Annotated in this window: 14 protein-coding genes; 7 read left to right on the forward strand and 7 right to left on the reverse strand. The window is 62.2% G+C overall.

Annotated elements, in window-relative coordinates:
• The first annotated feature begins 226 nt into the window (after nt 1–226).
• A complete protein-coding gene (locus ACSFBE_RS00100; RefSeq protein WP_435488335.1) occupies nt 227–1444 on the forward strand; it encodes a ParB N-terminal domain-containing protein in 1218 nt (405 codons plus the stop codon).
• Nucleotides 1444–2358: a hypothetical protein gene (locus ACSFBE_RS00105; RefSeq protein ID WP_435488336.1), complete on the forward strand. Its 915-nt coding sequence runs from the start codon at nt 1444–1446 to the stop codon at nt 2356–2358. Before ACSFBE_RS00100 ends, ACSFBE_RS00105 begins: the two co-directional genes overlap by 1 nt.
• Here ACSFBE_RS00105 and ACSFBE_RS00110 read toward each other — a convergent pair.
• The 4 genes from ACSFBE_RS00110 to ACSFBE_RS00125 all read right to left on the reverse strand — a co-directional run bounded on the left by ACSFBE_RS00110 (nt 2355) and on the right by ACSFBE_RS00125 (nt 8124).
• The gene (locus ACSFBE_RS00110) at nt 2355–5498 is read right to left on the reverse strand and encodes an N-6 DNA methylase (protein WP_435488337.1); all 3144 of its coding nucleotides are present in this window, start codon (nt 5496–5498) and stop codon (nt 2355–2357) included. The genes ACSFBE_RS00105 and ACSFBE_RS00110 overlap by 4 nt on opposite strands.
• Nucleotides 5499–5554: 56 nt before the next feature.
• A complete protein-coding gene (locus ACSFBE_RS00115; protein ID WP_435488338.1) occupies nt 5555–6640 on the reverse strand; it encodes a DNA cytosine methyltransferase in 1086 nt (361 codons plus the stop codon).
• A 314-nt stretch (nt 6641–6954) separates the two neighbouring features.
• Nucleotides 6955–7374, reverse strand: a complete 420-nt coding sequence (locus ACSFBE_RS00120; RefSeq protein WP_435488339.1) for a very short patch repair endonuclease — start codon at nt 7372–7374, stop codon at nt 6955–6957.
• Between the two features lie 51 nt (nt 7375–7425).
• A complete protein-coding gene (locus ACSFBE_RS00125; RefSeq protein WP_435488340.1) occupies nt 7426–8124 on the reverse strand; it encodes a hypothetical protein in 699 nt (232 codons plus the stop codon).
• 412 nt (nt 8125–8536) lie between these two features.
• Between ACSFBE_RS00125 and radC the strand changes: the two genes are divergently transcribed.
• The 3 genes from radC to ACSFBE_RS00140 all read left to right on the forward strand — a co-directional run bounded on the left by radC (nt 8537) and on the right by ACSFBE_RS00140 (nt 9657).
• A complete protein-coding gene (radC, locus tag ACSFBE_RS00130; RefSeq protein ID WP_435488341.1) occupies nt 8537–9184 on the forward strand; it encodes a RadC family protein in 648 nt (215 codons plus the stop codon).
• A complete protein-coding gene (locus ACSFBE_RS00135) occupies nt 9144–9233 on the forward strand; it encodes a hypothetical protein (RefSeq protein WP_475539652.1) in 90 nt (29 codons plus the stop codon). The genes radC and ACSFBE_RS00135 overlap by 41 nt, the downstream gene beginning before the upstream one ends.
• A 91-nt stretch (nt 9234–9324) precedes the next feature.
• Nucleotides 9325–9657: an alcohol dehydrogenase catalytic domain-containing protein gene (locus ACSFBE_RS00140; RefSeq protein WP_435488877.1), complete on the forward strand. Its 333-nt coding sequence runs from the start codon at nt 9325–9327 to the stop codon at nt 9655–9657.
• Nucleotides 9658–9936: 279 nt separating this feature from the next.
• Here the strand turns inward: ACSFBE_RS00140 and ACSFBE_RS00145 are convergent, their stop codons facing one another.
• The 3 genes from ACSFBE_RS00145 to ACSFBE_RS00155 are packed head-to-tail and all read right to left on the reverse strand — an operon-like array spanning nt 9937 to nt 13612.
• A complete protein-coding gene (locus ACSFBE_RS00145; protein ID WP_435488342.1) occupies nt 9937–11094 on the reverse strand; it encodes a phospholipase A in 1158 nt (385 codons plus the stop codon).
• Nucleotides 11091–11522 (reverse strand): hypothetical protein, encoded by a 432-nt coding sequence (locus ACSFBE_RS00150; protein WP_435488343.1) that lies wholly within the window; start codon nt 11520–11522, stop codon nt 11091–11093. Before ACSFBE_RS00150 ends, ACSFBE_RS00145 begins: the two co-directional genes overlap by 4 nt.
• On the reverse strand, nt 11519–13612 hold the full coding sequence (locus tag ACSFBE_RS00155) for an ATP-dependent helicase (protein ID WP_435488344.1): 2094 nt from the start codon (nt 13610–13612) through the stop codon (nt 11519–11521). The genes ACSFBE_RS00150 and ACSFBE_RS00155 overlap by 4 nt, the downstream gene beginning before the upstream one ends.
• A gap of 138 nt (nt 13613–13750) precedes the next feature.
• Between ACSFBE_RS00155 and ACSFBE_RS00160 the strand changes: the two genes are divergently transcribed.
• Both ACSFBE_RS00160 and ACSFBE_RS00165 read left to right on the forward strand, forming a co-directional pair.
• Complete coding sequence (locus ACSFBE_RS00160; RefSeq protein ID WP_435488345.1) at nt 13751–15097, forward strand: phospholipase D-like domain-containing protein; 1347 nt, start codon at nt 13751–13753, stop codon at nt 15095–15097.
• Between the two features lie 36 nt (nt 15098–15133).
• Entirely contained in the window at nt 15134–16096 is a 963-nt protein-coding gene (locus ACSFBE_RS00165; protein WP_435488878.1) for an AEC family transporter, read from the forward strand.
• The last annotated feature ends 118 nt before the right edge of the window (nt 16097–16214 follow it).

Consider the following 16214-nt stretch of genomic DNA (forward strand, 5'->3'; position numbering starts at 1 on the left):
CAGCGTACTCAAGAGCGCTTTTCCTCGAACCGCTGGCAAGCCACCCGAACCGCTTGGGTCATGCCGCGGGGCTATGAGCTGTGCATTCGGGAAGCCATGGAGCCGGGCGGCGCGCTATCCTTGCCCACCCCTCTTCGGGCAAGTGGCGCTGATGCAGCTGCCCCTTGCGCTGTCCGCAGTGCCGTCGGTCGCCTCAGATCTGCGCGGCAGGCAATAATCCACACCAATGGCTCAGATGACAGCTCTTCGCGGCTCCGCAAAAGCAGACCCATCTCATGCAGGCAGGCCAATTCAGGAAAGCTTAAGGAAAGATATGGCAACCGCAAAAAAATCAAGATCGCCGAAGGTGCCGCCGCCGCAACTTCAAACTGTGCGCCAAATCCCAACTGCCGATCTTCAATTCGATCCTGAGAATCCACGGTTCTACCGCTTAAATGATGCCAGCAACGTGGAAAGCGTTGTCGAAGAGATGTTGGATAAGGAGGGGGCTCAGAATTTGATGCTCTCAATAGGGCAGAAAGGTTATTTCGCCGGTGAGCCACTGCTTGTTGTTTCAAAGGATGGGAATGCCCCCTACACCGTCGTTGAGGGAAATCGGCGCCTCGCAGCAGTTAAGCTGCTGAACGGCGAAATACCTCCGCCGCCTCGCCGTAAAACATCGGTCGGCCAAATCCGGGCTGATGCGGCCATCAAAGCTTTTCCAACTGAGCTGCCATGCCTTGTGTACGAAGCCAGAAAGGACGTTCTACGTTACTTGGGTTATAGGCACATAACCGGTATCCAGGAGTGGGACGCCCTTTCCAAGGCACGCTACCTCGCGGAATTGAAAGAGACCTTCTATTCACAAGATTCCCAGGCTAGCCAGCTTAAATCGCTTGCAAATGAGATTGGTAGCAGGAGCGACTATGTTGCGCAGTTGCTCACGGCCCTAAATTTATACATACACGCCGAGAGCACCCAAAACTTTTTTGGTTTACCTCTTAGTGCAAAAGATGTTGAATTTTCCTACTTAACCACGGCGTTGAATTATTCGAGCATCTGTGAATGGCTGGGCCTTGAGGGCAAAAGTGATGTGAAAATGCCAGGATTACAGGCGGAGAATCTAAAACGGGCATTTGGCTGGTTTTTCTCGAAAGATCAACTGGGCCGAACTGTCTTGGGAGAATCTCGCAACCTTTCAGAACTGGCTGCAGTTGTCCAGAATCCTGAGGCCGTCAAGGTACTCCTAGAGACGAATCAGCTCTCTGAGGCCTATTTGTACAGCGACGGCCCGCAGCAGGCGCTGGAAAATGCTATGCAAGCAGCAATCGACCGCGTCAATACGGTATGGCGGATGGTGCCCAGCTCGAACGCCGTAACTAGTACCCATCTGGAAATGGCGAAGAAACTCGCGGAGCAATCGCGCCTGGTCCGATCGGCAATCGAATCGAAACTGGAGCCGTAATGTTCATGTCGCTGGACCAGCCGCCCCAAGGGTCGGAAGGGATGTTTTGGGCCGATTTCGCTGAGATTCGGGCCCTTGTCCATCCGGATAGATGCTTCACGTCCGGAGATCTGTCCGGAGTTGCCCAGAGAGCCAAGGACATGGGCCGAGGATTTGAGCCGGCAGCGCGCTGGCGAGATATTTTGAATTACGTGCAGATCCGCAGCTCTGCATTCGGAGCTGCATATCCATTCGAAGTATCTGACGACCAGGACACCATTGCAGTCGCATTTGACGACTCGTCGCAACAACGGCTCTATCTCGCGCTGCTTCTGGCCTCATCAATGCGGACCCTCGAGAAGAGTCGCCGGAACGGCATCGCGCGTATTTTTGAGGAGATTTCGTTTGCTGTCTTTTCCAAGCTGCTGCCCCCCGGATCCGAGGTGCGGGCAACTTGGGCTGGGCCAGGCAGACCCGCGCCTTACGATGGCACACTGTTCCAAAAACTGACGGCACTGGCGGCTGACTTGCGCTGTACCGCCAATTTCGTAGAAGCTGACTTCAGTCCAGCCGACACCGGTGACGGGGGAATGGACATCGTCGCTTGGCATCCTATGAGCGACCTTCGATCAGGAATGCCCATAGCGATGGCCCAGTGCGGTTGTTCGCGGGATGATTGGGAACACAAGCAACTGGAAGCGCATCCAGCTAAGCACAGCCAGAGGCTGCCCGTCATGCATCCCTGGGCAAACTATTACTTCATGCCACTCGATTTCCGGCGTGCTGACGGGGATTGGGCAAAGAAAAGCGATCTAGCTGAAGTGATCATTGTGGACCGCCTTCGGATTCTAGGCCTTGCCGAGCAACTCGCAGTTCTCAGCGAAATGCCGGATTTCGCCTATGTTGACGAGGCACGTACCGCAGCGGTCGCTTAGGCAAGCAATCGTTGCATAACGACGAGGCTCAAATTCCTAAAAGGTCGCGGACTCGGGAAGTCCAACCGCGCAAGGTCAGAAGGCCCAGCGCTTCCTGCCTGAGCTGTCAGGTCACGCGCGATGGTCCCAATGGCAGCCATCCGTGCATCCGTTTCGTCGAACTTGGGAATATTGAGGTACTCCGCCACACTGGCCCCTAGGCTGAGTTGTGCCGCATACGCAGAGACGGCTTTAGAAATCGTAGGCGCGTTCAAAAACCCCGTCAAATAAGCTGCTTCGAGCTCTGAGTCGACCGGGATAAAGTAGAGCTTATGATCTGGAATCACGGCCTTTTCTCCCGCATAGTCGATCGCAGCGCTCCCGATATACGCTGCAGCGAAGGTGTTGCCCATTTCCCTCCACAACACCTTGAACGGCGCGAATGTGTAGGGCCCCGTGCTCCACAGCGAATAGAACGCCTGTCCCTTCTGGAATCTCTTCAGGCTGGAGCGCTGTTCGAGATGGCCCTTGAATCGGTTGAGGAACTTGAAAGTGTTGGGAAAGGCTGCTGGCAAGTCAGGATCGCCGTGCATGCCCCGCTGGGGCACAAGAATGCGAAGTTCCGGTTCAGGGACCGCATTGAACGGAGCAACGCCTCGTCCGCGGAGTAGCGGGAACAGATGCTCGGACTCGACGTTCCCCGTGACTTGTGGAATGCCTTTGGTCTTTCCAATGTCCGCCGCGTTCTGCACGGTTACCATGCCTGACCCGCACTGGCCTGTTGCGTGGACCCAGAAGATGCCATTGCGGTCGGTGGTTATCCCTTTGCGCGCCTTGTATTCTGGCTTCGCTCCCGCAGCAAAAACCTTCGCGAAAACGGCCTGTTCCTGCACTGATCCGACCGGCCATGGCCGCGTGCCATCGCCGCCGGGCACAGGCACTGCTATCCCCTCGACACACTGGGTGATGAGCCGGAATTGTTCCGCCGAAGCATACGTCCGTTGATTCGCCGCGCCCTCACCTACCGCCCAAGAGCGATATGGAACGGGGAAAGTGCTCATGGCATCCCTCTGGATCATCAGAAAGGTCGGGTGGTTGCTGACGCCATCAAAAGGCCGGATGTCTTGGTAGTCTTCCACCAGCAGCACCTTGCATGCCAATCGTCCGTTATCAATCGAGAACTTCCGGAAACCTGCGCTGGACTCAGTGGTAAATACGGACCCGGGAAGAAAGAAGCCAAGGCGGCCGTCCCGCGCGAGATAGTGCTTTACCGCCTGATAGGTGATCACGGTCGAGATGTCCGATTCGATACCGCCAACCCACTTGTCGGTGCTGAAAACGCCAAGGCCTCGGCAATGCTCCTGGATCGAGTGCGCGTAGTCTTTGGGAAGATTGCTCCATTTGACCCAAGGCGGGTTTCCGCAGACATGCGAAGCGGGAGGAATTGCCCCCGCGGCGAAGCGGTCGGCCAAGATTGAACACCAAATGCCGTTCCAGCCTTGATCGTGCAGTTCCACCAAGTTGGCGACTGTCACACCGACGATCGAGATATCAGACTGGTCGAGGCCCATGCCCTGAAGATCGGGATGGATGGAGCCGCAGATTTTCGCTGCCGGATAGTCGGCATCGATCAACGTCCGGATCTTCGAAAAGATCCGGAAAAATTCCGGGTGCGCGATCATCCGTTCTGGAACGGAGAACTCCCTAGGCCCGACCTCCGTGTGCAGGATGTGGCTGTAGTTGGAAAAGAAGTCGACGGCAGCTGGATTGATGGCGTCCGCCAAATAGACCGGTAGCCGGATGGGTTTTGCCGGATCCAGGTGCGGCGACAAGAAGACAGCAAGCGACCCCTTGGCCGCGAGAACGGCGAGAGGATTCAGATCGATCCCGTGCAGCCCTGCGAGCAGGGACTGGGCGGTCGCGCCGTTGCTGGCTTTGCGGCGGCGCCGAATTGCTTCAAGTAGGAAGGTCCCTGACCCGCATGTCGGATCGGTCAGCGCGTCGGATGGCTCCCATTCCAGCAAGTCCATTCCGTGTTCTGCCAGCCAGTCCGGTGTGTAAAACTCGCCAAGCGCATGCCGGACTTCTCTAGGAATGAACCGTTCGTAGATGCCCTTGAACAGGTCGCGCGTCGTATCCGCGTGCTTCTTCGACACCGTGAAATCTACGCCGGCGAGCTTTCCGAGGAGTGCGTCGAGATGAGGCTGGTAGCGTAGCCAGTCCCCATCATCCAAATACCAGGAGAAAAAATCTCCGCTAAGCATGTTCAGGATACCCGCATGCTCAAAAAGCTCGCCGGTTTCGATAGCGCGCAGCCGCTCTGCGACAGGAACGCCCGACTCCAATACGTTCTGGCTGGCGCGCGGCAGCGCACAAGCCGCCACAACCTTGGCAATGATGGCGATATATGTATTCAGCGCAAAAAGGTAGGCTGCAGGATTTTCTTGGTACGGCTGGTCATGAGAAATCTCTTGCCGGGTGAGCAGCTTTTTCATCTGCGCGGGCTGGAATCCCACCACTTGGCTGAACAGCCTGCGCCACTCGGCGAACAGCATCTTCGTTTTCGAGGTGGACGGTGAAGCATCGGCTTTGCAAATGCTGGCATAAAGTTCCGGAATCAGTGCGGCTCCGTACGCTGAGTCCGGCCCTACCAGAGCCTGTAAAAGTTGCGGATGCACGAGCGGCCGGCCGTCGTTCTTCAGGGCCGAAAGCAATCGGTCCGCCGAGAGCGTGTTGAACGCCACAACCTCTTCCCAGATGGCGGCAGCCCCGTCGAACCTGCCGAAAGTGATGTGCGCTCCGTCCCAGGCGACAAGCACATATTCCAGCAACGACCGGCCTTCTTCCGCAGAGATCAATTCTGCGTACTCTTCAGCTTGCTGCCGCGCATGGTTCGCCTTACTCCCGGCGCGGCCGCTGAACGACTTGGGCGGCTCATACTCAATGATCACAGCGCCGTGGGCCACGTCCGCAAATTTGGTCGGCTTCCCTGCCGTCTTAAGTGCTCGCTCTAGCTGGAATGGTGTCCAGGGAATGGACATAGCAAGGCAGGCTTGCTCGAGTGCGTTCTCAAGCTCGTGCCGCAGTTGCGCCTCGTTCCTAGAAGCCTCTGCCGCAGAAAGTACCGCACTGACCAAGGAAGAGCAGGTGCTGGTGCCCATCACCGGCTTCCTTGAGCAGACCCGCAGGGTAGGGACATGTGCTAGTCCTTCTTTGGCTAGGAAGACCGTGTGCCAGCGCTCAGCAACCCGGCGCCAGAAAACAGGTGAGCAAAGATCGCCTTAGCCAGCTTTGGCGGGACCGCATTGCCTATCTGCGTGAACTTGGATGCAGTGTCGCCCACGGGCACGAACTTGCTTCCGAAGGTTTGGATGCGAGCGCACTCGCGCCAGGAAAGCCTGCGCGCCTTTTCCAGCTTCTGCCGACCCGGGTCCGCTTCAAGATGCTCGTATTGGTCGGAGAAATCCCACCGTTGCTTCCATCCGTCAGCTAGGTTCGACCACGTCAGCGTCATAACCGGGCTAGCCGGATGCAGCGTGATGTGCCGCCAGTTGGCCACGACGGTGAACGCAGGATCGGCCCACTTGGCCTTTCGGTTCCGCGACATGAAGTACCAGGAGAAGTGGCCCTCGGGATCATGCGGCCTCTCGTAGAACTCGCCTTCCGGCCAAAGCGGCAGGTTCTTGATCGCTTCGCCGTGCGAAGCATACGGCTTAAGCGGCCCAGACAACTTAGTGGCTTTACCGTGCGTTGGCGAAGGAAAATCGAATACTTGGTTTAAATCTTTCCGAACGCCGACGATGAACAGTCGCTTGCGGGATTGCGGTACGCCATAGTCTTTGGCATTAAGTACATGGCAACTAACGTTGTAGCCCTCTTCCCCATATGCATCGACCTGCTCCTTTAAGAACGTGCCGCTGTTCAATTGCTTGAGGCCAGACACGTTCTCCGCAACGAAGTACTTTGGTCGAACAATGCTGATGACACGCAAAAACTGCTTGTACAGATTCGTCCGCGCATCCTTCTCAGGATCCCGGTTGCCTGCCATTGAAAAGGACTGGCATGGGTAACCGCCCACGACGACATCAGCATCTGGAAACGTCGCAATGCCGGCGATATCCTCATTGCGGATGTCAGCGCCGGGAAAGTACTTTTCTAGGGTCTTGCACGCGTCGGTAAGCACATCGTTAGAAAAGATAACGTGGCCACCAGCCGATTCGACGCCGAAATCCATCCCGCCGCATCCTGAAAAAAGGGAGAGGACTCGGATTTCATCGCCATTTTTTTCAAATGTGTTGCTCACGTTTTCTTGCTTCTCTGCTAGGCATCTTCGGCGTCGGCGCCTTGCGGGAGAAGTGGCCACTTCGACTTCAAGTACCCATCGATCGCATCTCGGACAACCCAAGCCAGGGAGACCTTGTGCTCGGCTGCGATCTTTTCTAGGACCTGGTACTGCTGCTCAGAGAAACTGATTGATGCGCGCACGGTACGCTCGTGCGTGCCTCTGTCGGGACGTTTTGGCTGAGCGCGCATAGCTTTTTCCCGCGGGTGGATAGCGTTCACCATTTTACACCACAGTGGTGAACGCGCCGTATCGGGGGGCCCCGAGCGGGCGGGTCATGCGGGCGCTACCCGGGCTGCCATGAATGAGCGAATCCGTCGTTCCGTGGCCTGCGTGTCGCGGACCTCGCATTCCCATAGCTCAAGAACCGCCCAGCCTAGATCCGACAGCGCCTGCCTGTTGCGTGCATCCCGGACACGGTTCCCTTCGATTTTTGGGGACCAGTAGCCTAGGTTTGATTTAGACCCCGGCGCCAGCTTGCATCCATGCCCATGCCAGAAGCAGCCATGAACCAAGATGATCTTTCGATGCTTGGGCAGAACCACATCCGGGCGGCCTGGAAGATCCTTGCGGTGTAGCCGGAAGCGGTATCCGAGGCGATGAAGTAGCGACCTGACCGCAAGTTCGGGCTTGGTGTCAGTGCTGCGGATCCTGCTCATAAGGCGGGACCTGCCTTCCGGCGTGAGGGTGTCCATGCAAATTCGTAGGGGATGGCCGGGCAGATGCTGTCCTGCACATTGTGCCCATCACTCCCAGGCGACCCGGCAGGCCAAATACTCGCTCAGGACGATGTGCACAAAGTTTCCCTGCGTCTGTCCGACGAGGTATCGATAGCGACCGTCCTGGACATCCAGCCAGCCGTCGGCGATCGTGTTCCCGTGAGGCAGCATGCGCATGAATGCTCTCGACCCAAGTTCCGGCCAGAGAGCTGCTGGGCCGGGTTCCGGGCACTCGAAGACGTCGCGCTGATCTTGGCCCATCCTTGCCAAAGGCGTGAACACGGCCACATCAGGTTCGCCAAGCTCCTGAATAGTTAACTCGTAGTCGAGGTGACCACGCGCGAGCTTGACCACGACATTCCTTATGCGGTTCATGTCTGCATGCCATGTCTTTCCCCCGGTCAGATCGACGACCATTGATGCTTGGATCTGACTGGCGAGCTGCGGCGTGCTTCGAAGGATCCTTGCAATATTCGCGCGGCGCAGCGATGAAGGATCGGTGGAACCACAGATGACACATTCAAGGAAGCAAGCCAGGTATTGCTCATCCTTGGAGAACGATTGATTACAGCTCTCGCAAGCGTTGACTACCGGCAGATTCGGCGGAAACGGTTCATCAAGCAAGACCTTCGAAGGGCAATGGTCACGCGTGGTTGGCCTACCTCCGCAGAAAATGCACATTCCCGTCAATCGCTCGTCCACGAAGAGCTTGCGAGGGTCATTCATTGCATCGCTTTCGGTTGTTGGCCTGAACCCGACGATGGTTCCGCCGATCCGCGGAGAATCGCCGCTGTGGAGACATGGTCTTGACGCATTGTCGCGTCCCGGCGTCCCGGCGTCCCGGCGTCCCGGCGCCTCGGCGCCGTCGGGCTCGCGGGCGTTGCCCCGCGCCTCTGCCGAGTCGCGTCCATCCGGCTTTGATCCCTGACGCCTGCGCGCTGCGCTTGCCCATGAGGGTGTGGTGCATGGTGAGCGTGGGCTTGCTGTTCCCTTCATCCTTGCACACCGTTCTCGCGGTCAAGGTCTGCGCGTGCTGCGCACGCTGGCGTCCTGCCGGCCGTCTTCGAACCTGTGACAGCTGCGCTGCGGCGTGCCGGTTCCGGTCTCGGGCAATCCCGCCCGATCACTGGAGTTCGCCATGTCGCACGATCTGTTCTCTTCCCTCGATTCCTTCGTTGCCGTTTCCTCTGCTGCCTCTTCGCTGCTCGTTCGTGATGTCGCGGGCGAGTACCGTCCTGCCGATGCCGACGAGGTGCTGCAGGCCGCGCAGCGGGTGCTGGCCGGCCGGGTGCGTGGGACCGACGTGCTGACGTCGCCGGCGGTGGTCAAGGACTTCCTGGGGGCACGCCTGGGGAACCTGCCGCATGAGATCTTCGCGGTAGTGCACCTGGACGCACAGCACCGGGTGCTCGACTACGTGGAGATGTTCCGGGGCACGGTGAGCCAGACGTCGGTGTATCCGCGGGAGGTGGTCAAGGACGCGCTGAGCCGGAATTCCAGCGCTCTGCTGCTGGTGCACAACCATCCTAGTGGATCGGCAGAGCCTTCGCGGGCCGACGAACATCTGACGCAGACACTGAAGTCTGCGGCGGCGCTGGTCGACGTGCGGGTGCTGGATCACCTGATCGTGGCTGGCGATTCGGTCCTGTCGATGGCCATCCCGATTGCGTCTTTCCGGCAGCGACATTACATACCGAACATCAGGAAGGAAAATACGCGCCGAGCAGGTGCGGCGGGTGTGCAGCATTGCCGCAGGGCTGGGACTGGAGATCGCGACGCCGGATGAGGCGCGAGAACTCCTTGCGCTGAAGGGCGCGGATCAAGTGGCGTTCTGATCGAGCCATGACACAAACGATCAATCAGACAATGCGTGCCGCTTGGTACGAACGCTTCGGACCGGCGTCCGAGGTCATAGTGTTCGGCGCTATGGCAAGGCCATCGCCTGGGCCGGGTGAGGTGCGGGTCCGGCTATCGTTCTCCGGCGTGAATCCGTCAGACGTGAAGACCCGGAGCGGCCGGACCGCAGATGCAATCATGGCGTTCCCGCGCATGGTCCCGCACAGCGACGGTTCCGGAGTCATAGACGCCGTCGGCGTTGGAGTGTCGGCATCGGCGAACGTGTTCGGATTTGGAACGGACAAGTGCAGCGGCCTTTCGGCTCCGCTGCGGAATACATTGCGCTTCCCGCGCAGCACGCCGTCGCACTGCCTCTCGGTATCGGCTTCGAGGCAGGCGCCTATCTGGGCATTCCGGCACTGACCGCGGCGCATTGCCTAATGACCGGCGGATCGGTACGCGGCGAATCGGTGCTTGTCAGCGGCGCAATGGGAACGGTAGGTCGTGTTGTCGTTCAGATGGCGCGTCACGCGGGGCGGCGCGCATCATTTGCACGGCGCGCGGTCAAGCGCATGTCGAAGAACTTCGCCGCCTCGGCGCAGATGCTGTTGTCGTTCTGGCGAGAGCACGAAGATGCTCCGGGCGAGTGCCACCGCCGGTTCGAGCGCATGGTCGCTTCCGCGCCGTCGCGCGCTCAGAACCTCAGAAGTCCACCAAGCTTAGGCCGATGCTCAGTACCGTGCGCTTGCGGTTGTAGTCGATCAGCGTGTCGCCGTAGCCGTGGAAGAGCTGCGTGTGGAAACGCAGGTTGCTCGTGACCGGGTCGCCGATGGCCTTGAGCCATTCGAACCGGATCGAGCCCTTGCCGCTGTCGCGCAGGTTGTTGCGCACCGTCACGCCGAAGCTGTTGTCCCGGTTGAAGTTCCAGCGGCCGGTGAGTTCGGCCCGGCCGATGTAGTTGGCAATGTCGGGGTTGTCGTCGTCCTCGGTGGACTCCTTCCAGCGCTGCCAGACACGGCCGGTGATCTGGAAACGGTCGTCCAGTTCGGCGCCGGCCATCAGGTAGGTGCGATTCCAGCTGCGCGACAGCGGCAGCGACTGCCCATTGGACTGGTGAACGACACCCAGACCCACATAGCGCCAGCGCCAGCCGCCGGGCAGCTTGATGTCGGTCGGGTAGACATACATCATTTCCGGCTCGTGGTCGGTGGTGCGGAAGGGGCGGGACAGCGCGCCGTTGAAGAGTTGCCAGGTGGACTGCTGCGAATACGCGAACCAGAGCGAATCCTTGCGCTGCGGATCGTTGCCGGTCAGCAGACCTTGGGCCAGCTTCGTGCGCACCGACATGCCGATGCGCATCTCGTTGGCCTGGTAATCCGTCGGTTCGCCGGTGTGGCCCGCCGCCGGCGACGTCGGCGTGGCGGGGTCATGGGTCGCGGCGGAGGCGGCCACGTACAGCGGCCGGTAGCCGCGGAAGCCGAAAGTGCCGCAATCGCTGCCGTTCTCCAGCTCCCAGAAGCGCGACAGCGCCGAGTACTGCCGGTCGCGGCAGCCTTGTTCGGTCGTGACGGCCACCACGCGGGTGGCCGGCATCGCGGCGTCAACCGGCGGCGGGGTGCTGGCCAGCACCGGTGGCGCACTCGGCATGACGGCCGAGGGGAGCGTCTGCTGCTGGGCCCAGCGGTCGAAGCAGGCCAGGCGGGCCTCGTTGTTGCCGGCGAACTGTTGGCACTGCTGCCAGGTCAGGTCGGCCGTGGCCAGCGGGCTGGCGGGCTTGTCGGCGGGCTGCGCGTGGGCGGCACTGCCGAGCATTGCGAATGTGGCGAGCAGGGCCGCGAGGGCGGTGCGGTGCAAGGTCATGGTCCGATCTTTCGAAGAACGAAGGGGAGGGTGCGGTCGTCGCTCGAATGGCGCCAGGTGCCGCGGAATTCGCGGCCGCACGACGCCGGCTGCAGTTCGCCGGCCCACACCGCACTGATGCGGAGGCCGTCCCGGGATTCATCGAGGAGCAGAAGACCGGCATCGTCGATGTCGCCCGAGAGCTGGGCGCTTCGGCCTTCACCGGCGATGGTGCCACGCACGCCGCCGGCGTACTCCGGATGCTTTGCCAGTTGCACCTCGGCCGTGGCCGGGAGATCGCCAAAACGCGCTTCCCATCGACCGTAGAGCGCTTCGACCGGCAACTCGGTGGCGGCGGCCGCGCAGGCCGTGGCCGGTTCCGCTGCCGGCACCGACAACGGCAACAGGCCACAAAGCAGCAGCGCCCGCCCCCACGGCCGCGCCTTCATGCGTCGCCCGCTCCGGCGGCTGCGGCTGCGGCTGCGGCGGCAGCACCGTCCTGCACCTTGCGTGCGAACTCGGCGCGCAACGCCTTGAGCTTTTCGCGCGGGTCTTCCTTGGTGGTCTTCTTGTCCAGCGCCATCTCGGCGATGAAGCGGCTGGGCTGGGCGGCGATCATCTCGCGGCCCTTCTTGCGGCGCTTGGTCCAGCTCACGGCCAGGCTGCGCTGCGCGCGCGTGATGCCCACGTACATGAGGCGACGCTCTTCCTGCAGGCGCGTGAGCGTGTCGTCGCTGATCTTCTGCTGGCGGCCGTCGTCGTCGTCGAGCTTGAAGGGCAGCAGGCCTTCGTTCACGCCGATGAGCATCACGTGCGGCCACTCGAGGCCCTTCGACGCATGCAGCGTGGAAAGCGTGACCACGTTCTGGTCCTGCTCGCGCTCGCTGATGGTCGACAGCAGCGAGATGGTCTGCGCGACTTCGAGCAGGTTCTTGCGCTCGCTCTCGACGTTGGCGCCCGATGCGTCGTCGATCTCGCCGCCGCAACGCGCGGCCATCCAGTCGCAGAACTCCAGCACGTTGGTCCAGCGGCTGGCCGCGGCCTGCTCGCTGTCCTCGCCGTCGTACAGGTGCTTCTCGTAGTCGATTTCCTTGAGCCACTCGGCCAGGAAGGCGCGTGCGTTCTCCGCGCCGACCGTCTGCTTGGCGCGGTACTGCAGGTCGTTGATGTAGCGGCCGAACTCGTGCAGGCCTTCGATCGTGCGCTTGGGCATCACGCTGGGCAGCGATGAACTGAAGAGCGCCTCGAACAGGCTCAGCTTGTACTGGCTCGCGAAGGTGCCCAGCGCAGCGAGCGTGGTGTGGCCGATGCCGCGCTTGGGCGTGGTCACCGCGCGCAGGAAGGCCGGGTCGTCGTCGTTGTTGGTCCACAGGCGAAACCAGCCGCACAGGTCCTTGATCTCGGCGCGGTCGAAGAAGCTCTGGCCGCCGGACACCTTGTACGGGATCTGCGCCTTGCGCAGCGCCTGCTCGAACACGCGCGCCATGTGGTTGGCGCGGTAGAGGATCGCGAAGTCGCGGAACTCCTTGTGCTGCGAGTCCTGGCGCAAGCTCTGGATGCGCGCCACCGCGCGCTCGGCCTCGTGCGCTTCGTTGTCGGCATCGACGATGCGCACCGGCTCGCCTTCGCCGAGTTCGCTGAACAGCGTCTTCGGGTACAGCTTCGGGTTGGGGCCGATCACGTTGTTGGCCGCGCGCAGGATGGCGCTTGTCGAGCGGTAGTTCTGCTCCAGCTTGATGACCTGCAGCGTCGGGTAGTCGATCGGCAGCTTCTTCAGGTTGTCGAGCGTGGCGCCGCGCCAGCCGTAGATCGACTGGTCGTCGTCGCCCACGGCCGTGAAGTGGCCGCGCGTGCCGACCAGCGCCTTGAGCACCTCGTACTGCGTGGCGTTGGTGTCCTGGTATTCGTCGACCAGCACATGGCCGAGGGCGGCCTGCCACTTGGCGCGCACGTCGTCGTGCTCGCGCAGCAGCTTGAGCGGCATGCCGATGAGGTCGTCGAAGTCCACGCTCTGGTAGGCCGTGAGTCGCTCCTCGTAGCGCCCCATGATCTGCGCCGTGATGCGCTCGTTGTCGTCGACGGCGGCAGCTTCGGCCTGGGCGGCATTCAAGCCCATGTTCTTCCACTTGCTGATGGTCCACTGCCAGATGCGGGCGGTGGCCGCGTCGGTGGTGCCGCCCGCGTCCTTCAGGATCTTCGTCACGTCGTCGCTGTCGAGGATGCTGAAGGCCGGCTTCAGCCCGAGCACCGCGCCGTCTTCGCGCATCATGCGCACGCCCAGCGCGTGGAAGGTGCACACCACCACGTGCTTGGCGTCGCGGCCGATCAGCCCCTTGGCGCGCTCGCGCATCTCGGCGGCGGCCTTGTTGGTGAAGGTGATGGCCGCAATGCGCTTGGGCGCCATGCCGGCCTGGATCAGCCGCGCGATCTTGTGCGTGATCACGCGCGTCTTGCCCGAGCCCGCGCCTGCGAGCACAAGGCACGGGCCGTGCAGGTAATTCACGGCGTCCTGCTGGGCGATGTTCAGACCGGAAGACATTGGGATCGGGCGACCGAGGCGCGACGCGCGACGGTGCGCAGGTGGGACAGCAAGCGCGCAATGATACCGGCCCGGCCTACAACGGCCGGTGCGCAGCGCGTGCTAGCGTCGTTGCCCACGACGATCCTTCCCTCCCCCATGCGCCAGACCAAGAACAAGCGCCCACAGAGCCGTTTCGCCACCATCCTTCTGACCGCCGCGCTCAGCGTCGCGGCCACGCTGCTGATGCTGAACTTCAGCGGCAGTGAGAAGAAGGTCGACGAGCAGGTGGCGCGTGAATACGCATTGAGCGATGCGCAGTTCCAGCGGTCGCTCGGCGTGCTGCTCGGCCCGCCGATCACCGATGGCAACCGTTTCGAGGCCCTGCACAACGGCGACCGGATCTTTCCGCCCATGCTGGCCGCCATCCGTGGCGCGCAGCAGAGCATCACCTTCGAGACCTACATCTACTGGTCGGGCGACATCGGCCGCGCGTTCGCCGATGCGCTGAGCGAGCGCGCGCGCGCCGGCGTCAAGGTGCACGTGCTGCTCGATTGGGTGGGCAGCGCCAAGATCGACGAGGACTTCCTGAAGGAGATGGAAGCCGCCGGCGTGCAGATCCGCAAGTTCCACAAGCCGAGCTGGTACGACATCTCGCGCATGAACAACCGTACCCACCGCAAGCTGCTGGTGGCCGACGGCCGCATCGGCTTCACCGGTGGCGTGGGCATCGCGCCCGAGTGGACCGGCAACGCGCAGGACCCGTCGCACTGGCGCGATTCGCACTACCGCGTCGAAGGCCCGGTGGTCGCGCAGATGCAGTCGGTCTTCATGGACAACTGGATCAAGGCCTCGGGCGAGGTGCTGCACGGCGAGCGCTACTTCCCTTCGCTGCATCCAACCGCCGGGGTCGCACGCGCGGTGGCCGACGGCAGTACACAGGTCGGCGAGGCCGGTGGCCGCGCGCAGGTCTTCAGCAGCTCGCCGTCGGGCGGCAGCGAAAGCATGCACCTGATGTACTTGCTGTCCATCGCGGCGGCCAGCAAGAGCATCGACCTGTCGAGCGCCTACTTCGTGCCGGATCGGCTCACGGTCGACGCCTTGGTGGCGGCCATGAAGCGCGGGGTGCGGGTCCGCATCATCACGCCCGGGCCGGTGATCGATGCGAAGACGGTGCGGCATGCCTCGCGCGCCAGCTGGGGGCCGCTGCTCGAAGCCGGCGCCGAGATCAGCGAATACCAGCCGACCATGTTCCATTGCAAGGTCTTCACCGTCGACGGGCTGCTGGTGTCGGTTGGGTCGACCAACTTCGACAATCGCTCCTTCCGCCTCAACGACGAGGCCAACCTCAACATCTATGACCCGGCCTTCGCCGCGCAGGAGACCCGCGCCTTCGAGGAGGACCTGAAACATTCGAAGCGGCTGAGCTACGACGACTGGCTCGCCCGGCCGTGGCACGAGAAGGCGCTGGAGCGCGCCGCGTCGCTGTTGGCCTTGCAGCTGTAGCCGGCCGGCCGGCCCGCCTTGGCGACAATCGCCGCCGTGCTGCAGATCTTCGCCGTCACCTTTCCCTTCTTCGCGCTCGTGGCGGCCGGCTATGCCGCCGCGCGCTGGCGCCTCCTGCCGGTCGACGCGATCCCCGGCCTCAACGTCTTCGTCCTCTACTTCGCGCTGCCCTGCATGCTCTATCGCTTTGGCGCCCGCACGCCGATCGCGCAGCTACTCGACGGCAGCGTGGCGCTGGTGTGGGGCCTCGGCGCCCTCTTGATGGTGGCCGTGACCATCGCAGGCTCGCGCCGCGGTGGCCTAAGCTGGAACGACGCGGCCTTCGGCGCCTTGGTGGCGGTCTTTCCCAACACCGGCTTCATGGGCGTGCCGCTGCTGGCCACGCTGCTGGGCAGCCAGGCGGCCGGCCCCGCCATGATCAGCATCATCCTGGACATGGTGCTCACCTCGTCGCTCTGCATCGCGCTGTCGCGGCTCGATGCGGCGGGCGAGGCTGGCGCGCGCCATGCACTGGGCCAGGCGTTTCGCGGCATCTTCATCAACCCGTTGCCCTGGTCGATGCTGCTGGGCGCGCTGGCCTCGGCCACGCAGTTCCGGCTGCCCGGCCCGGTCGATGCCACCATCGCCATGCTGTCCGATGCCGCCTCGCCGGCCGCACTCTTCACGATCGGCGCGGTGCTGGCGCGGCCTCTGTTGCTGGCGCAGGGGCCGCTGCGGCGCGCCCCGCTTCGCACCGTGCTGCCGGTGGTGGGGCTGAAGCTGCTGGTGCACCCGCTGCTGATCTACGCACTGGGCCGCGGCGCCATCGCGCTCGGGCTGCCGCTCGATCCCGCGGCGCTGGTCGTCATCGTGCTGGTCGCCGCGCTGCCGAGTGCCAGCAACGTGTCGATGCTGGCCGAGCGCTTCGGGGCCGACAACGGGCGCATCGCCCGCATCATCCTCTGGACCACGGTGGCCGCCTTCGTGAGCTTTCCCCTGGCAGTGCGCTGGCTCGCCTGAGCCTTGCTCGGCGTGGCCGCTGTCGGTCGAGGCGGCCGGACTTCACGCAATGTCTCATCGGATGCGGTCCTTCGGCATCGTGCGCCATGGAATCGCCGGAAGCGTGAACTAGTTTGAG

It is taken from the genome of Variovorax sucrosi (assembly GCF_051216635.1).
Lineage (GTDB): Bacteria > Pseudomonadota > Gammaproteobacteria > Burkholderiales > Burkholderiaceae_C > Variovorax.

Excerpts from the sequence above, each read along its gene's own strand:
- ACSFBE_RS00100 (WP_435488335.1), top strand. The coding sequence starts at position 227 with ATGGCTCAGATGACAGCTCTTCGCGGCTCCGCAAAAGCAGACCCATCT.
- ACSFBE_RS00105 (WP_435488336.1), top strand. The coding sequence starts at position 1,444 with ATGTTCATGTCGCTGGACCAGCCGCCCCAAGGGTCGGAAGGGATGTTT.
- ACSFBE_RS00110 (WP_435488337.1), bottom strand. The coding sequence starts at position 5,498 with ATGGGCACCAGCACCTGCTCTTCCTTGGTCAGTGCGGTACTTTCTGCG.
- ACSFBE_RS00120 (WP_435488339.1), bottom strand. The coding sequence starts at position 7,374 with ATGGACACCCTCACGCCGGAAGGCAGGTCCCGCCTTATGAGCAGGATC.
- ACSFBE_RS00125 (WP_435488340.1), bottom strand. The coding sequence starts at position 8,124 with ATGAATGACCCTCGCAAGCTCTTCGTGGACGAGCGATTGACGGGAATG.
- radC (WP_435488341.1), top strand. The coding sequence starts at position 8,537 with ATGTCGCACGATCTGTTCTCTTCCCTCGATTCCTTCGTTGCCGTTTCC.
- ACSFBE_RS00140 (WP_435488877.1), top strand. The coding sequence starts at position 9,325 with ATGGCAAGGCCATCGCCTGGGCCGGGTGAGGTGCGGGTCCGGCTATCG.
- ACSFBE_RS00145 (WP_435488342.1), bottom strand. The coding sequence starts at position 11,094 with ATGACCTTGCACCGCACCGCCCTCGCGGCCCTGCTCGCCACATTCGCA.
- ACSFBE_RS00150 (WP_435488343.1), bottom strand. The coding sequence starts at position 11,522 with ATGAAGGCGCGGCCGTGGGGGCGGGCGCTGCTGCTTTGTGGCCTGTTG.
- ACSFBE_RS00155 (WP_435488344.1), bottom strand. The coding sequence starts at position 13,612 with ATGTCTTCCGGTCTGAACATCGCCCAGCAGGACGCCGTGAATTACCTG.
- ACSFBE_RS00160 (WP_435488345.1), top strand. The coding sequence starts at position 13,751 with ATGCGCCAGACCAAGAACAAGCGCCCACAGAGCCGTTTCGCCACCATC.